Source organism: Actinoplanes subglobosus, assembly GCF_042650585.1.
GTDB classification, from domain to species: Bacteria; Actinomycetota; Actinomycetes; order Mycobacteriales; family Micromonosporaceae; genus Actinoplanes; species Actinoplanes subglobosus.
This window is the reverse complement of sequence record NZ_JBHSBL010000017.1, coordinates 616,770-640,596: the sequence shown is the minus strand read 5'-3', so window position 1 is coordinate 640,596 and position 23,827 is coordinate 616,770. Positions and strand designations below refer to the sequence as shown.

Annotated in this window: 21 protein-coding genes and 1 tRNA gene; 8 read left to right on the top strand and 14 right to left on the bottom strand. The window is 70.0% G+C overall.

Features of this window, described 5'->3' with window-relative positions:
• Positions 1-12 precede the first annotated feature (12 nt).
• The 4 genes from ACFO0C_RS20955 to ACFO0C_RS20940 form a co-directional block, all read right to left on the bottom strand.
• The gene (locus ACFO0C_RS20955) at positions 13-618 is read right to left on the bottom strand and encodes a 50S ribosomal protein L25/general stress protein Ctc (protein WP_378068325.1); all 606 of its coding nucleotides are present in this window, start codon (positions 616-618) and stop codon (positions 13-15) included.
• 376 nt (positions 619-994) lie between these two features.
• Positions 995-1,975 (bottom strand): ribose-phosphate diphosphokinase, encoded by a 981-nt coding sequence (locus tag ACFO0C_RS20950; protein ID WP_378068324.1) that lies wholly within the window; start codon positions 1,973-1,975, stop codon positions 995-997.
• Between the two features lie 110 nt (positions 1,976-2,085).
• A complete protein-coding gene (gene glmU, locus ACFO0C_RS20945; RefSeq protein WP_378068323.1) occupies positions 2,086-3,525 on the bottom strand; it encodes a bifunctional UDP-N-acetylglucosamine diphosphorylase/glucosamine-1-phosphate N-acetyltransferase GlmU in 1,440 nt (479 codons plus the stop codon).
• An 84-nt stretch (positions 3,526-3,609) separates the two neighbouring features.
• Positions 3,610-3,681: transfer RNA gene (locus tag ACFO0C_RS20940), tRNA-Gln, on the bottom strand.
• Positions 3,682-3,824: 143 nt separating this feature from the next.
• On the opposite strand from ACFO0C_RS20940, the gene ACFO0C_RS20935 reads away from it, so the two are divergent.
• Positions 3,825-4,427, top strand: a complete 603-nt coding sequence (locus ACFO0C_RS20935; RefSeq protein WP_378068526.1) for a TetR family transcriptional regulator — start codon at positions 3,825-3,827, stop codon at positions 4,425-4,427.
• A gap of 34 nt (positions 4,428-4,461) precedes the next feature.
• On the opposite strand, the gene ACFO0C_RS20930 is transcribed toward ACFO0C_RS20935, so the two are convergent.
• The 5 genes from ACFO0C_RS20930 to rsmA form a co-directional block, all read right to left on the bottom strand.
• A complete protein-coding gene (locus tag ACFO0C_RS20930; RefSeq protein WP_378068322.1) occupies positions 4,462-4,923 on the bottom strand; it encodes a DUF4383 domain-containing protein in 462 nt (153 codons plus the stop codon).
• 79 nt (positions 4,924-5,002) lie between these two features.
• Complete coding sequence (locus ACFO0C_RS20925) at positions 5,003-6,802, bottom strand: ABC-F family ATP-binding cassette domain-containing protein (RefSeq protein ID WP_378068321.1); 1,800 nt, start codon at positions 6,800-6,802, stop codon at positions 5,003-5,005.
• Between the two features lie 8 nt (positions 6,803-6,810).
• Positions 6,811-7,764, bottom strand: a complete 954-nt coding sequence (locus tag ACFO0C_RS20920) for a 4-(cytidine 5'-diphospho)-2-C-methyl-D-erythritol kinase (protein WP_378068320.1) — start codon at positions 7,762-7,764, stop codon at positions 6,811-6,813.
• Positions 7,761-8,336: a Uma2 family endonuclease gene (locus tag ACFO0C_RS20915; RefSeq protein WP_378068319.1), complete on the bottom strand. Its 576-nt coding sequence runs from the start codon at positions 8,334-8,336 to the stop codon at positions 7,761-7,763. Before ACFO0C_RS20915 ends, ACFO0C_RS20920 begins: the two co-directional genes overlap by 4 nt.
• On the bottom strand, positions 8,333-9,220 hold the full coding sequence (gene rsmA / locus ACFO0C_RS20910) for a 16S rRNA (adenine(1518)-N(6)/adenine(1519)-N(6))-dimethyltransferase RsmA (RefSeq protein ID WP_378068318.1): 888 nt from the start codon (positions 9,218-9,220) through the stop codon (positions 8,333-8,335). Before rsmA ends, ACFO0C_RS20915 begins: the two co-directional genes overlap by 4 nt.
• Before the next feature lie 58 nt (positions 9,221-9,278).
• Between rsmA and ACFO0C_RS20905 the strand changes: the two genes are divergently transcribed.
• The gene (locus tag ACFO0C_RS20905; RefSeq protein WP_378068317.1) at positions 9,279-9,701 is read left to right on the top strand and encodes a hypothetical protein; all 423 of its coding nucleotides are present in this window, start codon (positions 9,279-9,281) and stop codon (positions 9,699-9,701) included.
• A gap of 121 nt (positions 9,702-9,822) precedes the next feature.
• On the opposite strand, the gene ACFO0C_RS20900 is transcribed toward ACFO0C_RS20905, so the two are convergent.
• Positions 9,823-10,722, bottom strand: a complete 900-nt coding sequence (locus ACFO0C_RS20900) for a TatD family hydrolase (RefSeq protein WP_378068316.1) — start codon at positions 10,720-10,722, stop codon at positions 9,823-9,825.
• Between the two features lie 79 nt (positions 10,723-10,801).
• On the opposite strand from ACFO0C_RS20900, the gene ACFO0C_RS20895 reads away from it, so the two are divergent.
• Positions 10,802-11,836 (top strand): hypothetical protein, encoded by a 1,035-nt coding sequence (locus ACFO0C_RS20895; RefSeq protein WP_378068315.1) that lies wholly within the window; start codon positions 10,802-10,804, stop codon positions 11,834-11,836.
• Positions 11,837-11,928: 92 nt separating this feature from the next.
• On the opposite strand, the gene ACFO0C_RS20890 is transcribed toward ACFO0C_RS20895, so the two are convergent.
• Together ACFO0C_RS20890 and metG are read right to left on the bottom strand one after the other, a co-directional pair.
• Positions 11,929-13,188: a PKD domain-containing protein gene (locus ACFO0C_RS20890; RefSeq protein ID WP_378068314.1), complete on the bottom strand. Its 1,260-nt coding sequence runs from the start codon at positions 13,186-13,188 to the stop codon at positions 11,929-11,931.
• Between the two features lie 142 nt (positions 13,189-13,330).
• Positions 13,331-15,136, bottom strand: coding sequence for a methionine--tRNA ligase (gene metG, locus ACFO0C_RS20885; RefSeq protein ID WP_378068313.1), 1,806 nt, complete (start codon positions 15,134-15,136; stop codon positions 13,331-13,333).
• A 132-nt stretch (positions 15,137-15,268) separates the two neighbouring features.
• Between metG and ACFO0C_RS20880 the strand changes: the two genes are divergently transcribed.
• Positions 15,269-16,150: a hypothetical protein gene (locus tag ACFO0C_RS20880; RefSeq protein WP_378068312.1), complete on the top strand. Its 882-nt coding sequence runs from the start codon at positions 15,269-15,271 to the stop codon at positions 16,148-16,150.
• Here ACFO0C_RS20880 and rsmI read toward each other — a convergent pair.
• A complete protein-coding gene (rsmI, locus tag ACFO0C_RS20875) occupies positions 16,144-17,001 on the bottom strand; it encodes a 16S rRNA (cytidine(1402)-2'-O)-methyltransferase (protein WP_378068311.1) in 858 nt (285 codons plus the stop codon). The genes ACFO0C_RS20880 and rsmI overlap by 7 nt on opposite strands.
• Positions 17,002-17,076: 75 nt before the next feature.
• Between rsmI and ACFO0C_RS20870 the strand changes: the two genes are divergently transcribed.
• The 3 genes from ACFO0C_RS20870 to ACFO0C_RS20860 all read left to right on the top strand — a co-directional run bounded on the left by ACFO0C_RS20870 (position 17,077) and on the right by ACFO0C_RS20860 (position 22,031).
• The gene (locus ACFO0C_RS20870) at positions 17,077-18,660 is read left to right on the top strand and encodes a dolichyl-phosphate-mannose--protein mannosyltransferase (protein ID WP_378068310.1); all 1,584 of its coding nucleotides are present in this window, start codon (positions 17,077-17,079) and stop codon (positions 18,658-18,660) included.
• Between the two features lie 507 nt (positions 18,661-19,167).
• Complete coding sequence (locus ACFO0C_RS20865) at positions 19,168-19,713, top strand: hypothetical protein (RefSeq protein WP_378068309.1); 546 nt, start codon at positions 19,168-19,170, stop codon at positions 19,711-19,713.
• The gene (locus ACFO0C_RS20860) at positions 19,710-22,031 is read left to right on the top strand and encodes a bifunctional polysaccharide deacetylase/glycosyltransferase family 2 protein (protein WP_378068308.1); all 2,322 of its coding nucleotides are present in this window, start codon (positions 19,710-19,712) and stop codon (positions 22,029-22,031) included. Before ACFO0C_RS20865 ends, ACFO0C_RS20860 begins: the two co-directional genes overlap by 4 nt.
• Here the strand turns inward: ACFO0C_RS20860 and ACFO0C_RS20855 are convergent.
• Positions 21,960-23,204 (bottom strand): GAF domain-containing sensor histidine kinase, encoded by a 1,245-nt coding sequence (locus ACFO0C_RS20855; RefSeq protein WP_378068307.1) that lies wholly within the window; start codon positions 23,202-23,204, stop codon positions 21,960-21,962. The two genes, ACFO0C_RS20860 and ACFO0C_RS20855, sit on opposite strands and share 72 nt — an antisense overlap.
• A 115-nt stretch (positions 23,205-23,319) precedes the next feature.
• Here ACFO0C_RS20855 and ACFO0C_RS20850 point away from each other — a divergent pair, with 115 nt between their 5' ends.
• Entirely contained in the window at positions 23,320-23,823 is a 504-nt protein-coding gene (locus ACFO0C_RS20850) for a DUF2199 domain-containing protein (protein WP_378068306.1), read from the top strand.
• Positions 23,824-23,827: the final 4 nt, after the last annotated feature.

Here is a 23,827-nt window from a genome sequence, read left to right as displayed (position 1 = left end):
TGCGAGACGGACTTACTCCGCGCTCTCGCCCTCCGCCGGGGCGTCGCCCTCAGCCGGGGCCTCCTCGTTCGACTGGGCCGCGTTGATGACCGCGAGCACCGTCTCGGCGTCGACCGCCAGCTCGACGCCCTTCGGCAGCTTCACGTCGCCGGCGGTGACGTGCGAGCCGGCCTCGAGACCGTCGATCGACGCCTCCAGCTCGGCCGGCAGGTGCAGCGCCTCGGCGATCACGGCGACCGTGTTCGACTCGTGGACGATCAGGGTGTTCTTGGCGGCCTCACCGGTCAGCGTCACCTGGACGTCGACCTGGATCTTCTCGCCGCGCTTCACGATGAGCAGGTCCACGTGCTCGAACGTGTCACGGATCGGGTCACGCTGGATCGCCTTCGGCAGGGCCAGGGTGGCACCCGAGTTGCCGGCGATGTCGATCGTGAAGATCTGGTTGATGCCGCCGTGGCGGATGGCGGCGGCGAACTCACGGGCCGGAAGGGCGATGTGCTGCGGCTTCTCGCCGTGGCCGTACAGCACGGCAGGCACGAGGCCGGCCCGGCGCGTGCGGCGAGCACCACCCTTGCCGAACTCGGTGCGGGGCTCGGCGCTGATCTTTACCTCGGACACGGGGAAACTCCTGAAACTCTTCGATGCGGGCTGCGTCTAAGTCTGCGGCTGCGGTATCCGGCAGTGCTGCGGTGGCGACCTCTGGCGGTGCGGGCCGTCAGAGGTAACGGTGTTTCGGCGCTGCCGGGCAAGGGGGCGCGCTGGGCACAGGCCCGGAGCACCGCGTCGATGACGGCGCCTCGAGCGGGCTGCGAACCTCAACAGCCCACGAAGCACCCTCGCCGTGGCAACCGCACTAGCTTACCTGCCACGATCGTGCATCGGTCAGCGGGTCCGCCCGGCTGGCGACGCCTGCGAAAAAACACCTCTGGTGATGCAAGTTGCACCACACGGGAAAGGCGCCCACCGATCGGCGGGCGCCTTTCGGTAAATCTTGTTAGCTGAGACCACCGAACAAAGTGGTCACCGAGCCGTCGTCGAACACCTCGCGGATCGCCCGGGCGAGCAGCGGCGCGATCGACAGCACGGTGATCTTGTCGAGTCGCTTCTCCGGGGAGAGCGGCAACGTGTTCGTCACCACCAGCTCGCTGATCCGGCTGTTCTTCAGCCGCTCGGTCGCCGGGTCGGAGAGCAGCGCGTGCGTGGAGGCCACGATCACATCGGCCGCGCCCTCCTGGTAGAGGATGTCGGCCGCCTTCGCGATCGTGCCGCCGGTGTCGATCATGTCGTCGACGATCAGGCACACCCGGCCCTCGACCTCACCGACCACCCGGTTCGCCACCACCTGGTTCGGCTTCAGCGGGTCACGGGTCTTGTGGATGAACGCCAGCGGGCAGCCGCCGAGCCGGTCCGTCCAGCGCTCGGCCACCCGCACCCGGCCCGAGTCGGGCGCCACGACGGTCATCGGGCGACCCGCATACTTCTTCTGCACGTAGTCGGCGAGCGTGTCCATCGCGAACAGGTGGTCCACCGGGCCGTCGAAGAAACCCTGGATCTGCGCGGTGTGCAGGTCCACCGTGAGGATCCGGTTGGCGCCCGCCGTCTTCAGCAGGTCGGCCACCAGACGGGCGGAGATCGGCTCCCGGCCGCGATGCTTCTTGTCCTGCCGCGAATACGGATAGAACGGCAGCACCACGGTGATCCGCTTGGCCGACCCGCGCTTCAAGGCGTCGATCATGATGAGGGTCTCCATGACCCACCGGTTCACACCCTCGGTCACCGACTGGACGACGAACGCGTCCGAGCCACGCACCGACTCCTTGAACCGGACGAAGATCTCACCGTTGGCGAACTCATACGAATCAGACGGCGTCGGCGCCACGCCGAGCACCTGGCCGATCTCCTCCGCCAGCTCGGGGAAACCCCGGCCGGAGAAAAGCATCAGACTCTTACGGTTCTCGGCGACGATGCTGCCCATCGACTCGCTGCTCCCGTGGTAGGGGGTTGGGTTCGCAGTGAAGTATCCCTTGCGGCCACGTAACCGCCACGTTTCGAGGCCCTCGGGTGGGATGGCTCACCCCGGCTGGATCACTCCTGGTCAGAGGTGATATCCGCGGCCTCCGCGGCAGCCGCCGACGCGGTGCCCGGCCGCTTACGCACCGTCCACCCGTCGATGTTCCGCTGCTGCGCCCGCGTGACACCCAGGTTCCCGGCCGGAACATCCTTGGTGACGGCACTGCCCGCCGCCACGTACGCCCCCGGGCCGATCTCCACCGGCGCGATCAGCACCGAATCCGACCCGACGAACGCGGCCTCCCCGACGGTGGTGTGGCTCTTCCGCACCCCGTCGTAGTTGGCGAAGATCGTCCCCGCCCCGATGTTGGCCTTCGCGCCGATCGTCGCGTCGCCCACATAGGTCAGGTGCGGCACCTTCGCACCCTCGCCGAGCTCGGCGTTCTTCGCCTCGACGAAGCCACCGATCTTGGACTTCGCCGCCAGGCGGGTACCGGGGCGCAGGAACGAGAACGGCCCGACGGTCGCGGCCGGTCCCACCGACGCGCCGATCGAATGGGTCCGCAGCACCGTCGCGCCGGCGGCCACAGTGGTGTCGATCAACGTGGTGTCCGGACCGATCACCGCACCCGTCGCCACCGAGCTGGAGCCGAGGATCTGCGAATTCTGGTCGACGACCGCATCGGGCTCCAGCGTGGCCGTCACATCGATCCAGGTGGTCGCCGGGTCCAGCAGCAGCACACCGGACCGCATCCACGCCCCGTTCACCCGATCGCGCATCAGCACCCGAAGCTTCGCCAGCTCGGCCCGGTCGTTGCAGCCCAGCGTCTCCCACGCGAACTCGGCCACCTCGATCGCCACCGGATGCCCCTGGGCGGCCATGATCCCGAAGACGTCGGTCAGGTACTCCTCGCCCTGGGCGTTGTCGGTGGACAGTTTGCCGAGCGCCTCCCGCAGCAGCGCCGCGTCGAACGCGTAGATCCCCGAGTTGATCTCACGGATCCGGCGCTCGGGCTCGGTGGCGTCCTTGGCCTCGACGATCCGCTCCAGGTTGCCGTCGGCCCCCCGCACGATCCGCCCCAGCCCGCCCGGCACCTCGACCTCGGCGCTCAGCACGGTCGCCGCCGCACCGGCCCGCTCGTGGGTGGCGAGCAGCGCCTCCAGCGTCTCCGGGCGCAGCAGCGGAACGTCCCCGCTGAGCACCACCACCGTGCCGGCCAGGTCGGGTGCCGCGTCCAGCGCGATACGCACGGCGTGCCCCGTACCGTTCTGCTCGGCCTGCAGGACCGGGGTCGCGTCAGGCGCGGCCCCGGCCAGGAACGCGGTGATCTCGTCGGCCTTGTGCCCGACGACCACCAGGGTCCGGTCGGTCTTGATCGCCGCCGACGCGGCCAGCACGTGACCGAGCAGAGTACGCCCGAGCAGCGGCTGCAGCATCTTGGGCGTCGCCGATTTCATCCGCTTGCCCTCACCGGCGGCGAGGACGACGACGGTACGGCTGGGGGCCTGGCTCACGCGGTTCTCCATCGATCGCATCGGAATCTTTGCGTGGGTGGTGTGATCTCCACCCGAGGCCATCGGGGCTCACCACAGAAATTGCTCGGCCGCCAGGACTCGAACCCGGAACATCTGGACCAAAACCAGAGGTGTTGCCAATTACACCACGGCCGAAAGCTGCTGGGGACAGACTAGCGTCCCGCTCCACGATCGCGATAAGCGGACGAAGCCTGTCGCCTTGACGACAAGCCGGGGCTGGCAGGATGAGCCGGGTGACAGAGCACGGCGACGCGAACGACAGGCAGAGACGGGTCCGGATGCCGGCCGCCCAGCGCCGGGAGCAGTTGATCACCGTCGGCCGGCAGCTGTTCGCCGAGCGAGGGTTCGACGCCACCAGCGTCGAGGAGGTCGCGGCCCGGGCCAAGGTGTCGAAACCTGTCGTCTACGAGCACTTCGGCGGTAAGGAAGGCCTCTACGCGGTGGTCGTCGACCGTGAGGTGCGAGCACTGCTGGACCGGATCGCCACCGCGCTCACCGCCGGTCACCCCCGGGAGTTGCTGGAGCAGGCGGCGCTGGCGCTGCTCGACTACATCGACGAGGAGCCGCACGGATTCCAGGTGCTGGTCCGCAATTCGCCGGTGCTCTCCGCGTCCGGAAACTTCTCCAGTGTGATGAACGATGTCGCCCATCAGGTGGAACACATTCTGGGCGCCGAGTTCAAAAGCCGGGGGCTGGACCCGAAATTCGCCGAGCTCTACTCACAGGCGCTGGTCGGAATGGTCGCCCTCGTCGGGCAGTGGTGGCGGGAGGCACGAAAGCCCCGGAAGGAGATGGTCGCCGCGCACCTGGTGAACCTCGCCTGGAACGGGTTGTCCCACCTGGAACCCCGGCCCGGATTGCAGACGCGCCGGGTCCGCTGAGAGCGGACCCGGCGCGGCCGGAGAATTCCCTCGATCAGGCCGTACGGCCCTCGCGCACCTGACGCGGCGCGCCGGCCTGCGACTGCGGCGCGGTCTTGCTGTAGAGGCTGACCGTGATCAGCAGCAGACCGGCCAGGTAGGTGACGACGACGGTGGACATCGTGAACCCGAAGATGTTCACGTCGTCGGTGCGCAGCACACACAGCGAGTAGCTGCCGAGCACCAGCAGGCCCCACCCCAGGTACTGATCGACGGCGGCGTCGATGTTGCGGCCGACCACGGTGCCGAGCAGCACCAGCGCGCCGAGCGCCAGCGAGATGATCGACCACAGGACGTTGCTGCCCTGGCCGAGCGCCCGCACGCCGGGGCCGCTGAAGGCCTCGCCCGACGTCGAGATGAAGCCGATGATCCCGAACGCCACCAGGTAGGCGCCGACGACGAAGCCGACGATCCGGTAGATCGGCCGAAGCGGGTGATTGACCGGGGTGTGCGCCATGGTTCCGTCTCCAAGGTCAGGTGTTCTTCGAGCAGATTCTCGCGTATCCCCGACAAGCGGCGCAGGCACACCCCCCGGATCAGCTTTCGGACACCTGCTCGGCGAGTTCGAGCCAGGCCTCCTCGGTTTCGGCTTTCTCCTGCTGAACGGCTTTCAGCTGGGCTTCCAGCTCGACGAGCTTGTCGTAGTCGCTCCCGTGCTCGGCCAGACTCTCGTTGATCCTGGCCTCGCGGTCGGACAGTTTCTCCATCTGCCGCTCCAGCCGGGCCAGATCCTTCTTCGCCTGGCGGAGCTCACCGGTGGAGAGCCCGCTTGCGGCCGGCGACGATCCGGCAGAGACCTTCGCCGGTACGCCCGGAGCACCCGGAGTGGTGACGCGGGCAAGGTACTCGTCGATCCCACCGGGGAGATGCACCAGCCGTCCGTCGCCGAACATGCCGAACACCTTGTCGGTGACCCGCTCGACCAGATAGCGGTCGTGGCTGGCCACCACCATCGTGCCGGGCCACGAGTCCAGCAGGTCCTCCAGCGAGGCCAGGGTGTCGGTGTCCAGGTCGTTGGTCGGCTCGTCGAGCAACAGCACATTGGGCTCGGTCGCGAGCAGGCGCAGCATCTGCAGACGGCGCCGCTCGCCACCGGACAGATCGCTGACCGGTGTCCAGATCCGCTTGTCGGTGAACCCGAACACCTCGGCGAGCTGGCCCGCGGAAAGCTCGCGGTCGCCCAGCTTGACCCGCTTGGCCACCTCCTCCACCGCCTCCAGCAGGCGCAGGTGGCCGGGCAGCTCCTTCAACTCCTGGGAGAGGAACGCCGGCCGCACCGTCGAACCGGTGACCAGCCGGCCGCCGGCCGGCTCGGTGATCCCGGCGAGCAGGCGCAGCAGGGTGGTCTTGCCGGCCCCGTTGGCGCCCAGGATCGCGATCCGGTCGCCCGGGCCGACCTGCCAGGTCAGATCCTGGAAGATCGGTTTCGGGCCGGCCTTGAGCTCGATCGTCTCCAGGTCGTAGACCTGCTTGCCGAGCCGGGTGGTGGCCAGGCGTTGCAGGCTGACCTGGTCGCGCACCGGTGGCACGTCGGCGATCAGCTCGTTGGCCGCGTCGATCCGGAATTTCGGCTTCGACGTCCGTGCCGGCGGGCCTCGGCGCAGCCAGGCGATCTCTTTGCGCAGCAGATTTTGCCGGCGGGCCTCGATGGACGCGGCCACCCGCTGACGCTCGGCGCGCGCCAGGATCCAGGCGGCGTAGCCACCCTCGTAGGTGTGCACCTGCTCGTCCACGACCTCCCAGGTCATGGTGCAGACGGCGTCGAGGAACCAGCGGTCGTGGGTGACCACGAGCAGCGCGCCCCGGCGGGTCAGCAGGTGCTTCGCGAGCCAGTCGACACCGGCGACGTCGAGGTGGTTGGTGGGCTCGTCGAGGATCAGCAGATCGCTCTCCCGGACCAGGAGCGCGGCCAGCGCGACACGGCGGCGCTCGCCACCGGACATCGGGCCGACCGGCGTGTCCAGGCCGAGGTAGCCCATGCCGAGGCCGTCGAGGATCGTGCGGACCCCGGCGTCGCCGGCCCACTCGTGCTCGGCGCCCATGCTCTGCGGCAGCCAGGCGGTGCCGAGCACGACGTCACGGACGGTCGCCTCGCCGGCGAGGGTGAGGGACTGCGGCAGCGACGCGACGCGCAGATCACGGCGATGGGTCACCCGGCCGGAATCCGGCTCCTCGGATTTGGCGAGCATGCGGAGAAGGGTCGATTTACCTGCGCCGTTGAGACCGACGATGCCGATGCGGGCGTCGTCGTCCAGCCCCAGAGACACGTCGGTGAGCAGCTGACCGGCAGCTCCATAACCCTTGCTGACCCGGTCCAGGTTGATGATGTTGGCCACGATGACGCCTAGATTACCCGCGCGCCCGGCTGCGGCCCGCGGGCGGTGACCGCCGCCCGGCACACCTTGGCCGCGGTGAGCTCGGCGGCCACCTCCTGCGCGTGTGCGGCGTCGGCGGCCAGGAAGACGCAGGTGGGGCCGGAGCCGGAGACGATCCCGGTGATGGCGCCCGCCTCCTGGCCGGCTTTCAGCACGTCGGCGAGCTGAGGGCGCAGCGACAGCGCGGCGGCCTGGAGATCGTTGCCGAGGGCCGCGCCGAGCACCTCGGGGTCACGCTGGCGCATCGCGGCCATCAACTGATCGGGACCGCCCAGCGGCACCGGCGGGGCCGGCCGGTCGGTGGCCCGGAGCCGGTCGAGCTCGCGATAGACGGCCGGGGTGGACAGGCCGCCGTCGGCGATCGCCACCACCCAGTGCCAGGTCGTCGGCCGGGCCAGGATCGGGCTGACCGCCTCGCCGTGGCCGGTGCCCAGGGCGGTGCCGCCGTGCAGCAGGAACGGGACGTCCGAGCCGAGCTGTGCACCCACCTCGGCCAGCTCGTCACGGGACATGCCGAGGCCCCAGAGCAGGTCACAGGCGATCAGGGTGGCGGCCGCGTCGGCGCTGCCCCCGGCCAGGCCGCCGGCCAGCGGGATGCTCTTGCGCAGGTGCAACCGCGCATAGGCCGGGACCCGCCCGCGGGCGGCCAGCGCGCGGGCCGCCCGGATGATCAGGTTGCTCTCGTCGAGCTCCAGCTCACCGGTGCCCTCGCCCTCCATGGTCAGGGTCAGGGTGTCCCCACGGCGGGCGGTCAGCTCGTCGAACAGGCTGATCGCGTGATAGACGGTGTTGAGCTCGTGATAGCCGTCCGGGCGCAGCGGACCGACGCCGAGATGCAGATTGATCTTGGCCGGCACGCGCACCTTGACCGGGCCCCGATGCGGACGAGGCTCGTCATCGTCCGGACCCCAGGCCTCCGTCACGAACCGAGTTCCCGGATCGGGAGCCGGACCTCGAAAGGCCTCGTCAGCAAAACCTCGTCGGCCGAATCCGCGACCAGCTCGTATCGACTGTCGACCAGGTCGTAGACGTGGAGATGCACCGGGTTCAACTCGATGCGCCAGAAGTGTGGGATCCCGGCCGCGGCATAGATGCCCGGCTTCTCGAACCGATCACGCCTCCTCGTCCCCGGGGAGACGATCTCGACAACGACAGCCACCTGCTCGGGTTGAAAGAAGTGGTGGTCGGGGTCGACTGGGCTGTGCAGAATCAGCACGTCGGGCTCGAGGGTGCTGGTGTGGTCGACCACCACGCCCACCGCCATCTGCGGCTCGAAACCCTCGGGAACGTGCTGCTCCAGCCAACTCGCCAGTCGCCAGGTGAGTCTCTGGTGGCGGGCGGAGGGTGAAGGAACCACTAGCAGGACTCCGTCCGACAACTCCACGCGCGGGGCCTCGTCTGGCAATGCCAGAACGTCTTCGATCGTGTGACCGGCATTCCTCTGCTTGACAGGGTCGGGGGCCCACACGACAGGGCCGACCGGTTCGGCTGTCATGAGTCCACCTCCTCAGGCTCGGTGCCGGACGGGCTGAGCTTACCGCCGGGCACCGACAGTTTCGCCGCCGCGGCGATCGCGGCGAACTCGCCGACGGTCAGTGACTCACCACGAGCCTGCGGGCTCACCCCGGCCGCACGCAGCACCGACTCGGCCCGGGCGGGACCACCGGCCCAGCCGGCCAGGGCCGCCCGCAGCGTCTTGCGGCGCTGGGCGAACGCGGCGTCCACGACGGCGAACACGTCGGCCCGGGCCGCTCCGGCGGGTGGCTCCCGCCTGGTGAAGGCGACCAGCCCGGAGTCCACGTTGGGCACCGGCCAGAACACCGCGGGCGGCACCTTGCCGGCCGCTTTCGCCTCCGAATACCACGCCAGCTTGACCGAGGGCACGCCGTACACCTTCGAGCCGGGGCCGGCGACGAGCCGGTCGGCGACCTCCTTCTGCACCATCACCAGGCCGCCGCGCAGCGACGGCAGCTCGGCCAGCAGGTGCAGCACGACCGGCACGGCCACGTTGTACGGCAGGTTCGCCACCAGCATGGTCGGCGCCGGGTCGAAGGCGTCACCGCTGATCCTGAGCGCGTCCGCCAGATGCACGGTCAGGTGGGGCACGGTCACCGTCTCGGGCAGCGCCTTGGCCAGGACCGGGTCGATCTCCACGGCGTGCACGTGCCGGGCCGCCGCGGCCAGGCCCAGCGTCAGCGAGCCGAGCCCGGGCCCGACCTCCAGTGCCACGTCGTCGGGGCGCAGCCCGGCCGCCGCGACGATCCGCCGGATCGTGTTGGGGTCGTGCAGGAAGTTCTGGCCGAGCTTCTTGGTCGGCGCGACGCCGAGGCGCGCGGCCAGCTCCCGGATCTCCGCCGGGCCGAGAAGTGATTCCGCCATGGCCAGAGCCTACGGTGGCCGGCCCGGGCCACTGGACACCGCCGGGTAGGAAGGGTTCATGACGGAGTTGCTGGAGCTGCGTGGAGTGGTGGAGGCCTCCCCCGACGCGGTCGCCGCCGTGCTGCTGGACGTCGGGCCCGGCGGCCGGTCCCCGCTGGCGATCACCGGCACGATCGACCACGACGACGGCGACGAGTTCGTGGTGATCCTCGAGGGCAGCCGGATGACGGTGACCGTCGACCGCGCCGCCCGTTCGGTGTCCCTGCAGGGCGAGTGGTGGTATCGGGGTGTCACCTCGGTGGAGCCCGATCCCCGGGGCTGTCTGCTGGTCCATCGCATCTACAACGTGGCGCCCGGCCATCGGTGGGCGGTGCGGATGGTCTCCCGCGGTCCGCTGAACGCGGCGCCCACCACCTTCGCCACCCAGCTCGAGCAGCTCAGTCGCCTCCTCGGGGTGGCCGCCTGGGTGATCACCGACTGAGGCGGGACCACGCAACCAGCCCGGCGGTCGCGTTTCGGCCGGGATGGTTGCGGTGTCGCGGTGTAGTTCCGGGACTGTCCCGATTTTCGGCGGTGCTGGCTGGCCGTACCACATCGGGGTCTCAGGACCAGGGACCGAAGACCTCGTCGCCGTTCGCGGAGATCGTGGCACAGAGAGTGTCGAGATCGGTGCCGGAGGCATCGGCGAGAGCCCGCATGGTGATCGGGATCAGATACGAGGCGTTGGGACGGCCCCGGTACGGCGTCGGCGTGAGGTAGGGCGCGTCGGTCTCGACCATCATCTGCTCGGGCGGGGTGATCGCGGCCGCCTCGCGGAGGTTCGCGGCGCTGGCGAAGGTGACGGTGCCGGCGAAACTGAGGTAGTAGCCGCGGCGGACGCAAGCGGCTGCGAACTCGGCGTCGCCGGAGAAGCAGTGCAGCACGACCCGGTCCGGCGCGCCCTCGGAGTCGAGCACCCGGAGCACATCGGCGTGGGCGTCCCGATCGTGGATGATCAGGGCCTTGCCGTGGCGCTTGGCGATCGCGATGTGTGCGCGGAAGCTCTCCTCCTGGGCGGCCCGGCCCTCCTCGCCGGTCCGGAACGTGTCGAGCCCGGTCTCGCCGACACCACGGACCCGCGGGCGGGCGGCCAGCGCCTCGATCCGGCGCAGCGCCTCGTCCAGGTCGGACAGACGCGGCGCCTCGTTCGGATGCAGGGCGACCGCGGCCAGCACCGCATCGTTGCGGTCGGCCAGGTCGGCGCCCCAGCGGGACGAGTCGACGTCCACCCCGACCTGCATCAGCCGATCGATGCCGCTCTTGGCCGCGGCGGCGATCAGGACATCGATGGGGTCACCCTCTCCGGTGACACCGGCCTCCTGGATCGTGAGGTCGAGATGGGTGTGACTGTCGAAGACCGGGACCGCGAGCGGCTCCGGCGCCGGAGGGAACTCGCCTGCTCGGCGGGACTCCTTGGCGCGGCGGCGGTCTGAAGGAGACTGACCGGAGGGTGCTGAAGGCATGTGAGACATTCTGCACGCCGAGTTTTCCGGTAACCGGGAGTTCATCCGATATCCACCGTGGTCACTTAGGTTGCGGCCCGTGACCGTGACCGGTGAGGACAGCGAACTGGGCGCCGACCCGCTCGACCCACCCCTGATGGCACCGCTCCGCCGGGACCTCAACTGGCAGCAGGTGCAGTCGATGAGCCAGTCCGTCGGCTACCGGGACGACGCCGAATTGCGCCGGATCCGGGCGACGGCCGCGATCCGCCGGGGCACCCGGATGACGAAGGTGCTCTCCCCGGCCCAGGTCGCGGGCCATCTCGGCGGCTGGCTGCCGTACGGCTTCTGCTACCGCTCGTGCGACATCGCCCACCTGCGCGAACCCCGTGATCTGGGCCTGCTGCGCACCGACGGGATGACCGACGACCACGTCACGTTCGCGCTGCGCTGGCGGGCCGTCGACCCGATCGACTACGAGGTGCCGGCCGGTGCGGCGCAGCCGGGACTGCCCGGACTGCCGGGCCACTCGCGGATCGGGGCCATGGTGCTCGGCACCGGGTTCAGCCCGAGCACCGACGACCTGATCCCGGAGTACGTGACGGCCGGGTTCGCGGACCTGCCGCTGCCGGCGAACGCGCAGTTGCTGGCGTACCTGCCGGGCGGTGACGAGGTGGTGCTCTACACGTACCAGCCGGAACAGCACGGATGGCTGCGGCTGGCCGGCCCGCGCTGGCGCGACCTGCTGTCCGAGATCCCCGGCGGCAGCCCGGACCGGGAGTACGTGCCGTGCACCGCGGCGGCGTCGTCGCGACTGGTCGGGCGGATCGACAGCAACGAGTACGAGGCAGTCGCCGACCCGCCCGGCGAGTTCCGGGTGCGGGCGCTGACCCGGGCCGCGCGCTATCCGGTGCAGACCCTGTCCCGGCGGGCCGAGCAGGCGCGCTGGCGGGGTGTGCCGTGCTGGGTGCTCCAGCGCGACGAGACGTGGGCCCGGCTGCGGCTGCTGCGCCCGGACGCGGACACGATCAACGCGGTCGGGGCGCGGTGCTACGAGCGGGGCATCTACGAGGCGTGGGCGCCGATCGGCGAGATCACCGACCACCACATCGCGGAGATCGTCTACGACCTCTGAGTCCGGCTTCCGAGTTCCGGCTTCCGAGTTCCGGCTTCTGACACGGCGATGCCCGCCGAGCTCTCGCTCGACGGGCATCGTCTCGTTTCGGCTCAGCTACGGGTGAGCTTGCCGGTGCGGTACGTGGTGCGGTAGTTGTCCGCCCGGTCGTACGCCCAGATCTCGGCCGCGACGAACTGGTTGCGGGCGATGCCGGCCGGCAGTTTGAGCGACCACTTGCCGTTCACGACCTTGACCTTGTAACCGGTGGCGTAGCAGTACTTGTTGACGTCCGCGTCGGTGTAGTAACGCTTCCACTTCTTCTGCGGGGTCAGGCAGTAGGCCTTACCGGTCGAGGTGACCCGGAAGACGGTGACGCCGACGTGACGCAGGCCGGAGCCCTTGTCGGTGGCGGTGCCGCGGATCGTCTTCCAGGCGCTCGCCTTGTTCGACGGCGACGGCTTCTTGATCGAGACGGTGGGCTTCCAGCCGTCCTTCACGACGTTGATGGACGCGCCGGTCTGGAAGGTGGAGTAGCCCTTGTCGTTGCCCCACGCGACCTTCAGCGCCCGGACCCCGGTGATCCGGCCGGTGCCGTTACGGACCCACTTCTTCTTGGCCGCGTCCCACTTCCAGTAGTAGTGGAGGTAGGCACCGTTGAGCGCGCGCGTCGCCACGGAGTGCGTGGAGACCGAGCCGTCGGACCAGTCGATCCGGTACGTCTTCGCACCGGCGGGCACCTTGGTGATCTTGATGTTGAAGGGTGCGCCCTGGTAGACGGACTTCTTGTTCAGCGAGATCCCACCGGCCGGCGCGGTCACCGCGACGGTCCGCGGCGGGATCGCCGAGTTGTTGCCGGCCGGGTCCGTGACGGTCACGGTGACCTGGAAGTTGCCGGCCTTGCTGTACGCCTTGGTGGCGGTGAACGTGGTCGGGCTGAGAACCGTGCTGGTGCCGTCACCCCAGTTCACCACGCGCGAGAGGGTGCTCTGTGCGTCGACCGGGTCGCTGAACTCGCCGGCGTCCTGGACGACGGTGACCGCCTGGCCGGTCCAGACCGAGGTCCAGCTGATCCGGAACGAGCCGGTCGGAGCCGTGGTGTCCGGGTCGGCGGTGCCGGTACCGGGGTCGGTGGTGCCGGTGCCCGGGTCGGTGGTGCCCGTCCCGGGGTCGGTGGTGCCGGTGCCCGGGTCAGTGGTGCCCGTCCCCGGGTCGACGGTGTCCAGAGTGGTCGCGGACTGCTCGGTGACAGTCTGCGGGTTCTTGCCGGTCGGCGCGTCGGGCGCCCCCGGGATGGCGTGAGCCGGCGAACCCGCCAGCATCGTGCCGCCGACCACGGCGGCCACGACGGGCAGGGTGAAACGTGATTTCACAGAACTCCTTCGAGGGGTGATCGCCACACGAAGGAGCTGAGCGGTCGTTACGAACCCGCACCGATGAAACGCCCCCGTTCCCCCGTGGCGCGGATAATTTACCTGCCGCGCCACGGGGGATCAATGCATTTGATCGTCGGGGTCAGGACTCCTCGCCGCCGAGGCGGGCCAGCTCCTCGTCCACTACGGACGGATCGAGCTTGCGGAACACCGGCTTCGGCGCGGCCAGCGGGGTGCCGGCGACCAGCGGCACCGACTCCCAGCGGGTGCCGACGGTGTAGTCGCCGGTGAGAATCGGGTACGCCGGGCCGCCGTCGAGGTCCTCGACCTCTTCGATCCGCGGCATCGGGGCGTGCACACCCGCACCGCCGAGCAGCTCGAACACCTTCTGCGCGGAGTGCGGCAGGAACGGGGTCAGCAGCGTGTTGGCGTCACTGACCACCTGGAGCGCGACGTGCAGGACGGTGGCCTGGCGCGGCTTGTCCTCCTCGGACTTCAGCTTCCACGGGGCCTGCTCCGACAGGTACTTGTTGGCCTCGGCGACGACCCGCATCGCCTCACCGATCGCCGCTTTCTGCCGGTGCTTGCCGATCAGCTCGCCGACCGTGGCGAAACCGGCCCGCGCGACCGCCAGCACCGCGCGGTCCTCATCGGTCAGCTCGCCGGCCGCCGGGATCTCGCCGAAGTTCTTCGCGGCCATCGAGACCGACCGGTTGACCAGGTTGCCCCAGCCGGCGACCAGCTCGTCGTTGTTGCGCCGGACGAACTCGGCCCAGGTGAAGTCGGTGTCGTTGGACTCGGGACCGGCCGCGGCGATGAAGTAGCGCAGAGCGTCGGCGTCGTACCGCTCCAGGAAGTCGCGCACGTAGATGACCACCCGGCGGGAGGAGGAGAACTTCTTGCCCTCCATCGTCAGGTACTCACTGGACACGACCTCGGTGGGCAGGTTGAGCCGGCCCAGGTCACCCGCGGTGCCCGCCTTGTCGCCCTCGCCGGAGTAGCCGAGCAGCAGGGCCGGCCAGATCACCGAGTGGAAGACGATGTTGTCCTTGCCCATGAAGTAGTAGCCGAGCGCGTCCTTGCCCTGCGCGTCGGCCGACCACCACTGCCGCCACGCCTCCGGGTCACCGGTGCGGCGGGCCCACTCGATCGACGCCGACAGGTAGCCGATGACCGCGTCGAACCAGACGTAGATGCGCTTGTCGTTGCGGTCGCGCCAGCCGTCCAGCGGGATCGGGACGCCCCACTCCAGGTCGCGGGTGATGGCCCGGGGCTGGAGGTCGTCGAGCAGGTTGCGGGAGAACTTGAGGACGTTGGGACGCCAGTTCTCCCGGCGGTCCAGCCAGCCCCCGATCGCCTCGGCGAACGCCGGCAGGTCGAGGAAGAAGTGCTCGGTCTCGACGAACTGCGGGGTCTCGCCGTTGATCCGGGACCGCGGGCCGACCAGCTGCTCCGGGTCGAGCTGGTTGCCGCAGTTGTCGCACTGGTCGCCGCGGGCACCGTCGTAACCGCAGATCGGGCAGGTGCCCTCGATGTAACGGTCGGGCAGGGTCCGGCCGGTGGACGGGGAGATCGCTCCGAGCGTCGTCCGGGCGACGATGTAGCCGTTGCGGTGCAGCCCCTCGAACAACTCCTGGACGACCGCGTAGTGGTTACGCGTGGTCGTCCGGGTGAAGAGGTCGTAGGAGAGACCCAGGCCGTGCAGGTCCTCCACGATCACCCGGTTGTACCGATCGGCGAGCTGACGCGGGGTGACCCCGTCGGCGTCGGCCTGCACCTGGATCGGGGTGCCGTGCTCGTCGGTGCCGGACACCATGAGCACGTCGTGGCCGGCCATCCGCATGTACCGGCTGAAAACGTCGGAGGGCACCCCGAAGCCGGAGACATGACCGATGTGGCGCGGGCCGTTGGCGTAGGGCCAGGCGACCGCGGCGAGAACGTGACTCATGACGTACAAGCGTAGTGACCGCTCACGGCGGCCCGCGAACGGATTGCCGCCCGCCGCACCTACATGCCGATTTGTCCCGACACGCCCGATCATTGACGTGATCCGCGCAGGCCCGCGGCGTTAGATGGGAAGGTGACCGGAAACCCGCCTCAGCCAGGGGAAACGCCCCACGACCAGGGCAACCCGTGGGCGCCGCCCGAGCCGGAGACCGCCTGGTGGCGCGACACGGCCGGCGCCCCCACCCCGCCCACCGGGCTCCCGGTCGTCGCCGCCCGGTCGGCCGGCGCCCGCGACCTCACCGCGCATCTCGCCGAGCAGGACACCGAGCGACTGGCCACGGCGGGCGAGCTCATGATCATCGAACCGGCGGCCCGGCCCGTCGGCAGCCCGCCACCGGCCGAGGTACGGGCCGCGCCCGAGGTCGAGGCGCGGCTGGAGAACTCGCCGTTCTGGATGAGCGAGGAGGAACGGGCCGCCGCCGACGAACAGGCCGGCCCGGCACCCGTACCCCGGCGTCGCCCACCGGCCGACAATCCGCTGCGCGCGCTGCTCTGCCTGATCGTGCTGAGCCTGGTGGCGGCGTTCTTCGGCTGGGTCAGCGCGGAACCGTTCTGGCTGGCCGTCGGGCACGGCGACCGGGGGTACGCCGTCACCGCGCAATGCCGGGGGACCGGGCTGGCCCAGCGGTGCGTCGGGCAGTTCGCCGCCGAGGACTTCTCGGTCGCCCCGGTGACGCTGCTCGGCGTCGCCGGGGACCGCCGCCACCCGGGCGCGGTCTCACCGGCCCGGATGGTGGGGCCGGGCAGCGACCAGGCCTACGCGTCGTCGACCGGGCCGCTGGTGCACCTGCGCTGGGGTCTCGGCTTCCTCTTCGTACTGATCTGCGGTTACGGCATCGCCGAGACGACCGGGGCACGGCGGCTGCCGTCCCGGCCGGCCCGGCGCGGGGCGACGATCGCCAGTTTCCTGGGCCCGCTGGCGATGCTGGGCGGGTTCCTGATCGCCGCCTACTGAGGCGCGTGGACCAGGGCGTAGACCTCACGCCTGCGCAGCCCGTGCGCGTCGGCCACCTGCTGGATGGCGTCCCGCCGGGACGCGCCGGCCGCCTCCCGCCCGGCCACCTCGGCCCGCAGCTCGTCGTCGTCCGGCACAGCCGCCGGACCGGCCGGCGCACCCGCCACCACCAGGGTGATCTCACCCCGCGGCGGGTCGGCGGCGGCACCGGCCGCCAGCGCGGCCAGCGTGTCCCGGCGGATCTCCTCATAGGTCTTGGTCAGCTCCCGGCAGATCGCCGCCTGCCGGTCCGCGCCGAAGATCGCGGTCAGGTCCTCCAGCGCGCCGACGATCCGGTGCGGCGCCTCGAAGAAGACCAGTGTCCGCGGCTCGGCGGCGAGCTCACGCAGGCGGCTGCGGCGCCCGGAACCGGACCGCGGCAGGAAACCCTCGAAGACGAACCGGTCGCTGGGCAGGCCGGAGAGCGCCAGTGCGGTGGTCACGGCACTCGGCCCGGGCGCGGCGGTGACCGGGAAACCGGCGTCCAGCGCGGCGCGGACCAGCCGATATCCGGGATCGGAGACGCTCGGCATGCCGCCGTCGGTCACCACGGCGACGACGGCGCCGGACCGCAGGGCTTCGACAAGCTCGGGGGTACGACGTTCGTCGTTGCCTTCGAAGTAGGAGACGATCCGCCCGCCCACGGTGACCCCGAGGTCCCGGGCGAGCCTCGCCAGACGCCGGGTGTCCTCCGCTGCGACGACATCCGCCGAGGTCAGGACCTCACGCAACCGGGTCGAGGCGTCGCCGGTGTTGCCCAGCGGGGCGCCCACGAGCACGACCCGTCCGCCGGCTTCTTCTGCATCAGGCATCCGAAAAGTCCATCACATGACAGGACGCGCCGACGGTGGGCATCCGTTCTCAGGGGATGGGCCTACGATCGCGGGGTGACGACGGCGGCGACAGCTGAGACAGAACTCACCACCGCGGACTCCCCGGCCGAGGCGGAGTCGTCCCCGGGTGTGCGTGCCATCCCAGAGATCGTCCGGCGGCGCCTGTCGACGCTGGACCGGAGCTTCGACCCCTACTCGTGGCTGGTCACCGTGATCATCACGGTGGTCGCCGGGATCCTGCGGTTCGCCGGGGTCGACCGGCCCAAGGGCTACATCTTCGACGAGGTGTACTACCCGACGGACGCGTGGGACATGCTCCAGCACGGCGTCGAGTGGGACGAGAAGATCGACAGCGCCGCGTACGTGGTGCATCCCCCGCTCGGCAAGTGGCTCATCGCGCTCGGCGAGATGATCTTCGAGAACACCGAGATGGGCTGGCGTTTCTCCACCGCGGTGGCCGGCACCCTGATGGTGACGATCTTCATCCGGGTCGCCTACCGGCTGTTCCACTCGATCGTGCTGGCCGGGATCGCCGGCCTCCTGATGGCCCTCGACGGCTTCCAGATGGTTCTGTCGCGCACGTCGCTGCTGGACATCTTCGTCGGGCTGTTCATCCTGATGGCGTTCGCCGCCATGGTGCTCGACCGCGACCACTACCGGCGCAGCTGGCAGCGGGCCCTGGAGAACGGCTACGACCCGTCGGCGACACCGCACATCCCGCGGATCATCCCGTGGTGGCTGCTCGTCTCCGGTGTCGCGTTCGGCATGGCGTGCAGCGTCAAGTGGAGTGCACTGTTCTTCGCGCCGTTCTTCGCCGTGATGGTGATGGTCTGGCGGGCCCAGGCCCGGCGCTCGGCCGGGGTGCGCGGCCCGATCATCGCCGGGATCCTCGGGGACATCGGCTGGCTGCTGCTCACCTTCGCCCTGATCGTCGTGGTCTACCTGGCCAGTTGGACCGGCTGGTTCGTGACTGACCACGGCTACTTCCGGCACTACCGGGCCGACAACGGGTGGAGCGAGCCGCCGGTCATCGGCGCGATCCAGAACCTGATCCATTACCACCAGGAAGCGTTCAAGTTCCACACCGGACTCACCCAGAAGCACACCTATCAGTCGTGGCCGTGGCAGTGGCTGCTGCTGGGGCGGCCGGTGGCGTTCTACTGGAGTTCCGCGGCCGGTTGCGGTGCGGCCAGCTGCGCCGCCGAGATCCTGCTCGTCGGCACGCCGATCCTGTGGTGGTCGTTCCTGCCCGCGCTGGGCGTGATGGCCTGGTTCGGTGTGGCCCGGCGCGACTGGCGGGCCTACGCGATCATGACCGGCGTGGTGGCCGGCCTGCTGCCCTGGTTCTACTTCGCGGTCAAGGACGGCCGCACGATGTTCGCCTTCTACGCCATGCCGGCTCTGCCGTTCCTGATCCTGGCGGTGGTCTACGTCCTCGGGGCGATCATGACACCGGCGGGCGGGATGACCTCGGGCACCGCGCGGACCGACCGGCAACTGGTGGGCACGGTCGTGGTGGCTACCTATGTCGCCCTGGTCGCGCTCTGCTTCGCCTACTTCCACCCGATCTTCGTGGGCACGACCATGCCCTACGACGACTGGTCGGTGCGGATGTGGCTGGGCGGGCGCTGGATCTAGCCGGCCGCCGCGGTCGGGATTCGTCGGCGGTTCGCAGACCCGCCGACCAATCCCGCGCGCCGGCAAGCGGCGGCACTGCACGGAAAGGCGCTGAACGCAAGGGCGCGCCCCGATCGCCTGCCACGGGGGAAGCGGGCGATTGGGGCGCGCAAGGAGAGCTTAACGAGCTGAGATGTCCGGCACAACGGCTGGTCCGACGAGATTGTCGTGTCGCTCCCACCATCCCAGCGATACGGACAAGTCAGCTCAATCACCTGAAGCGGGCAAATCGGTTTGCGAAAAATGCTCGATAAATGAGTCGGGAATGCGACAGCAAATTGCCCGCAGAGCCACGTAACCTCTTTCGCCCCCACGCCGCACCACTGCTCAACGAAATGGCGGTGCGGGACGAGCACACCCGGCCCCACCGGGCCAAATACCTTTAGTCCCATTTCATGTGATCAGTCGCCGGTCCCCCTTGTGAGTGATTCGTGCCAAGATCGCAATAAATGTTCATAAGCTCGCCGCGTGACTTCGCAGGAGCCCCAGACCTCGCACGACACCGATCCGGACACACCCGAGACGGAAATCATCGCCGTACCGGAAGCCGCTCCGGTGTTCGTGGACTCGACCGGCCGGCGCAGCCGGCTCCTTCGTCGGGTCGCGCTGGCCTTCGGCATCCTCCTCGTCGCCTACGGCGGGCTGATCAGCATCAGCCTCGCCGGCGGGCCGGTGAGTTCCAGCGCCGTCCTGCCGTTACCCGGGCTCGACGACGAGGAAGGCGAGGACAAGCCGCAGCCACGGCCATCGCCGACCCCGGAGCCGACCCCGATCATCACGCCGGCCCGGCAGATCGTCGAGTCGGCCACCCGTGGGCGCGGCGAGCAGCCCCGGCCCGTCACCTCGACCTCGGCCACGGCGTCGGTCAAACCGACGAAGTCGGCCAGGACGACACCCACACCGTCGGCCAGTTCGAGCAGCGCGCCGGTGAAACCGACCGCTTCGGTGACGGAGAGCCAGCACCCCGAACCCACGCCGACCTCCAGCGGGCCCGTCCCGCCGTCCGTACCGTGAGCGCCGCCCCGGCCCGCCCGGCACGGCGGCGTGTGCTGCCCCGCCCGCGGGTGCTGCTCGGCTCGGTGCTCGCCGGGTTCTTCATCGCCGTCCTGGTCGTGCAGGCCTACATCAACGCCGAGTTCACCGGCGACCACATCCAGGACGAGGTCGGCGACCAGGCCGGGGTCCCGCCGGCGATCCTGCGCGGCGGCCCGATCATCAACACCACCGGCGGTCAGGAGAGCACCACCCGGCTGCCGGACCGGACCATCGCGCTCACCTTCGACGACGGTCCCGATCCGGAGTGGACGCCGAAGGTGCTCGAGGTGCTGCGCCGGCACGACGCGCACGCCACCTTCTTCGTGGTCGGCTCCCAGGTGGCCCGCAACCCGGCGGTCGCCCGGCAGGTCGTCGACGACGGCAACGAGCTCGGCCTGCACACCTTCACGCACCCCAACATGCAGCGGCTCGCTCCCTGGCGCCGGGAGCTCGAACTGTCGCAGACCCAGATGGCGATCGCCCGGGCCACCGGGGTCCGCACCAACCTGGCCCGGTTCCCCTACTCGTCGAAGAACGCGGCGATCGACGAGGTCAACTGGAGACTGATCAAGGAGGCGGGCGCCCTCGGTTACCTGGTCGTGGTCAACGACACGGACAGCAACGACTGGCAGCGCCCCGGGCCTGACAAGATCATCGCCGATGCCACGCCGGCCGGCGACCAGTCCGCGGTCATCCTGTTCCACGACGCCGGTGGCGACCGCGCGCAGACCGTCGCGGCCCTCGACCGGTTCATTCCGCAGATGAAGGCCCGCGGCTACCGGTTCACCACCGTCACCGAGGGCCTCAATCTAGGCATCGCCGCACAGACCGGTACGGAAGCGCTCAGCCCGTTGCCGCTCAACCCGGACGCGCCGGCCGGCGACGCGTGGCGGGGCCTGGCCGTGCTGTGGACCGTGGGCCTCGCCGACGGCATGGTGGCCGTGATCGCCGTTCTCTTCCTCGTGGTCGGGCTCCTCACCATCGGCCGTACCCTGCTGCTCCTCCTGCTCGCGACCCGGCACGCCCGGCAGCGCCGCAAGCCCGGCTGGACGTGGGGTCCCCCGGTCACCGAGCCGGTGTCGGTGATCGTGCCCGCCTACAACGAGAAGGAGGGCATCGAGGCCGCCGTCCGGTCTCTGGCCTCCGGCGACCACACCGAGATCGAGGTGGTGGTGGTCGACGACGGTTCCACCGACGGCACCGCCGACCTGGTCGACCGGATGCGGCTGCCGAACGTGCGGGTGGTCCGGGTCCCCAACGGCGGCAAGCCGAACGCGCTCAACACCGGCGTGGCGATGGCCCGGCACGACCTGATCGTCATGGTCGACGGCGACACCATCTTCGAGCCCGAGGCGCTGCGGCTGCTGGTCCAGCCGTTCGCCGATCCGGCGGTGGGCGCGGTGGCCGGCAACGTCAAGGTCGGCAACCGGGAGACCACCGTCGCGCTCTGGCAGCACATCGAGTACGTGATCGGCTTCAACCTGGACCGCCGCCTCTACGAGGTGATGAACTGCATGCCGACGGTGCCCGGCGCGATCGGCGCGTTCCGGCGGACGGCGCTCGCCGAGGTCGGCGGGGTCAGCGACGAGACGCTGGCCGAGGACACCGACGTCACGATGGCGCTGTGCCGGGCCGGGTGGCGGGTCGTCTACGAGGAGAACGCCCGCGCCTGGACCGAGGCGCCGACCACCATGGAGCAGCTGTACCGGCAGCGGTACCGGTGGAGCTACGGGACAATGCAGGCGATGTGGAAGCACCGCAAGGCGCTCTCCGACTCCGGGGCGTCCGGCCGGTTCGGCCGGGTCGGTCTGCCGTTCCTCGCCCTTTTCGGGCTGGCTCTGCCGATGCTGGCCCCGGTCGTCGACATCATGCTGGTGTACGGCCTGGTCTTCTGGGAACTCGAGGAGACCGCGATCGCCTGGCTGGGCATGCTGGCTCTCCAGCTGTTCACCGCCGCGGTCGCCTTCCGGATGGACCGGGAGTCCCTCAAGCCTCTGCTCAAACTCCCGCTGCAGCAGTTCGCGTACCGGCAGCTGATGTATCTGGTCCTGCTCCAGTCGGCGACCACGGCGCTGACCGGCGGGCGGCTGCGCTGGCACAAGCTCAACCGGGCCGGACTGGCGGCACCGCCGGCCGCGGTGCAGGTCCGGGTACCGGCTCAGAAGAGGCCCGCAAGCCCGTCCCCGGCCGAACTGCAGCCGACCGGGGACGGGCGGGCGTTGCACTCAGGCGATCGCCAGATCCCGGATCAGCTCGGCCGGGTCCATCGACGCGTACGGGAACACGACGTGCAGTGAGGTGCCGTCGCCCGGACGGTCGGAGAGGGCCACCGTGGCGTGGTGGGCGTCCAGGATCCGCTTCGCCACGGCCAGCCCGCGGTCCGGGCCGGGCACGTCCGCCGGGTTGGCGATCGCGCCGTAATACAGGTGCGGGAACAGGTCGGGTCGCATCCCGTCCGGCAGGTCCATGTCGTCCAGCCGTACCGTCGGGCCGGACTCCATCTCCGTGCCGACCCGGACCCGGCCGCCCTCCGGGGTGTATTTGACCGCGGCGAAGAGCAGGTGCGTCAGCACCTGTTCGAGGCGCACCGGGTCGGCGATGATCGGCAGCGACGGGCCGCCCGCCTGGTTGAGGATCCAGATGTGCTTGCTGGCGGCGATCGGCCGGACCGCCTCGACCGCCCGCTGGGTGACCCGGGTCAGGTCACACTGCCGCATGTGCAGGCTCTCCCCGCCGAGCCCGGCATCGGCCATCGTGGTCAGGTGGTCGATCAGTTCCCGGAAACCGCGCACGTGCGCCGACGTGGCCCGGGCGACCAGATCGGCCATCTCGACGTCGTGGTAGCCGGTGTCGCCGAGCCGTTCCAGGTACGCCGACATCAGCCGTAGCGACGACCGCAGCTCTCCGCCGACCAGCCCGGCCAGGTCGTCCTTGCGGCGCTCCAGCTCCTGGAGCCGGGCCGTCGTGTTGGCCAGGGCGAACGCGTACCGCCGGAGCTCCAGCTGGGCGGTCACCTGGCGGGCCAGGGCCCGTAGTGCCTGCTGCTGCTCCACGTCCAGCCGCCGGGGCCTGGTGTCCATCACGCAGAGCGTGCCGAGGGCGAATCCGTCGGTGGTGAGCAGCGGCGCTCCGGCGTAGAAGCGGACACCGTGCTCCCCGGTAACCAGCGGGTTGTCAGCGAACCGGTCGTCCTCGCGGGCGTCCGGCACCAGCATCAGGTCGCGGCCGAGGATGGCGTGGGCACAGAACGAGACGTCGCGTGAGGTCTCCGCCACCTCCGTGCCGGTCTGTGCTTTCGCCCACTGCCGGTCGGCGTCGACCAGGCTGACCGCTGACATCGGCACCTCGCAGACACCCGCGGCGAGTGCGACTATGTCGTCGAAGTCCTTTTCCGGGGGGCTGTCGAGTATGTCGAGCGAGTAGAGGGCGGCCAGCCGCTCGATCTCGTTGTCGGGCAGTGGTGCTTTCATGCGGTCACCTCCGAGACTTACTCCAAGAGGTACCACCCAAAAGTAGCAATTCTCGCAAATCTCCCGGAACTGGCGCTGCCCGCGGGCGCCTGACGAGCGGTTATGCTTCGCGGCCATGAGCACCGAGCAGTTCGCCTGCGGCACGTGCGGAACCACGCACGAAGGCCCGCCGCTCAGCTTCGCCGCTCCGGCGCCGGACTACTGGCAGCCGGAGATGGCCGGGCAGGAGGGCTGCCTGCTGGACGCCGACATCTGCGTCATCGCCGGCGAGCAGTTCTTCGTCCGCGGACTGATCGAACTCCCCGTGTGGGACACCGGCGACATCTTCACGTACAGCATGTGGGTCTCGCTGAGCCGCCCGAGCTTCACCCGCGCGGTCGACGTCTGGGAGCAGCCCGGCCGCGAGACCGAGCCGCCCTACTTCGGGTGGCTTTCCAACATCATCGCGGGGTACGAGCCGTCGACGCTCAACCTGCGGACCAACGTGCACACGCGAGCCGTGGGTCAGCTGCCGTACATCGAGCTCGAACCCACCGGGCACCCGCTCGCCGTCGAACAGCTCGCCGGCGTCACCCGCGCCCGGGTGGAGGAGATCGCCTCCTTCCACCTGCACCGCTAGCCTG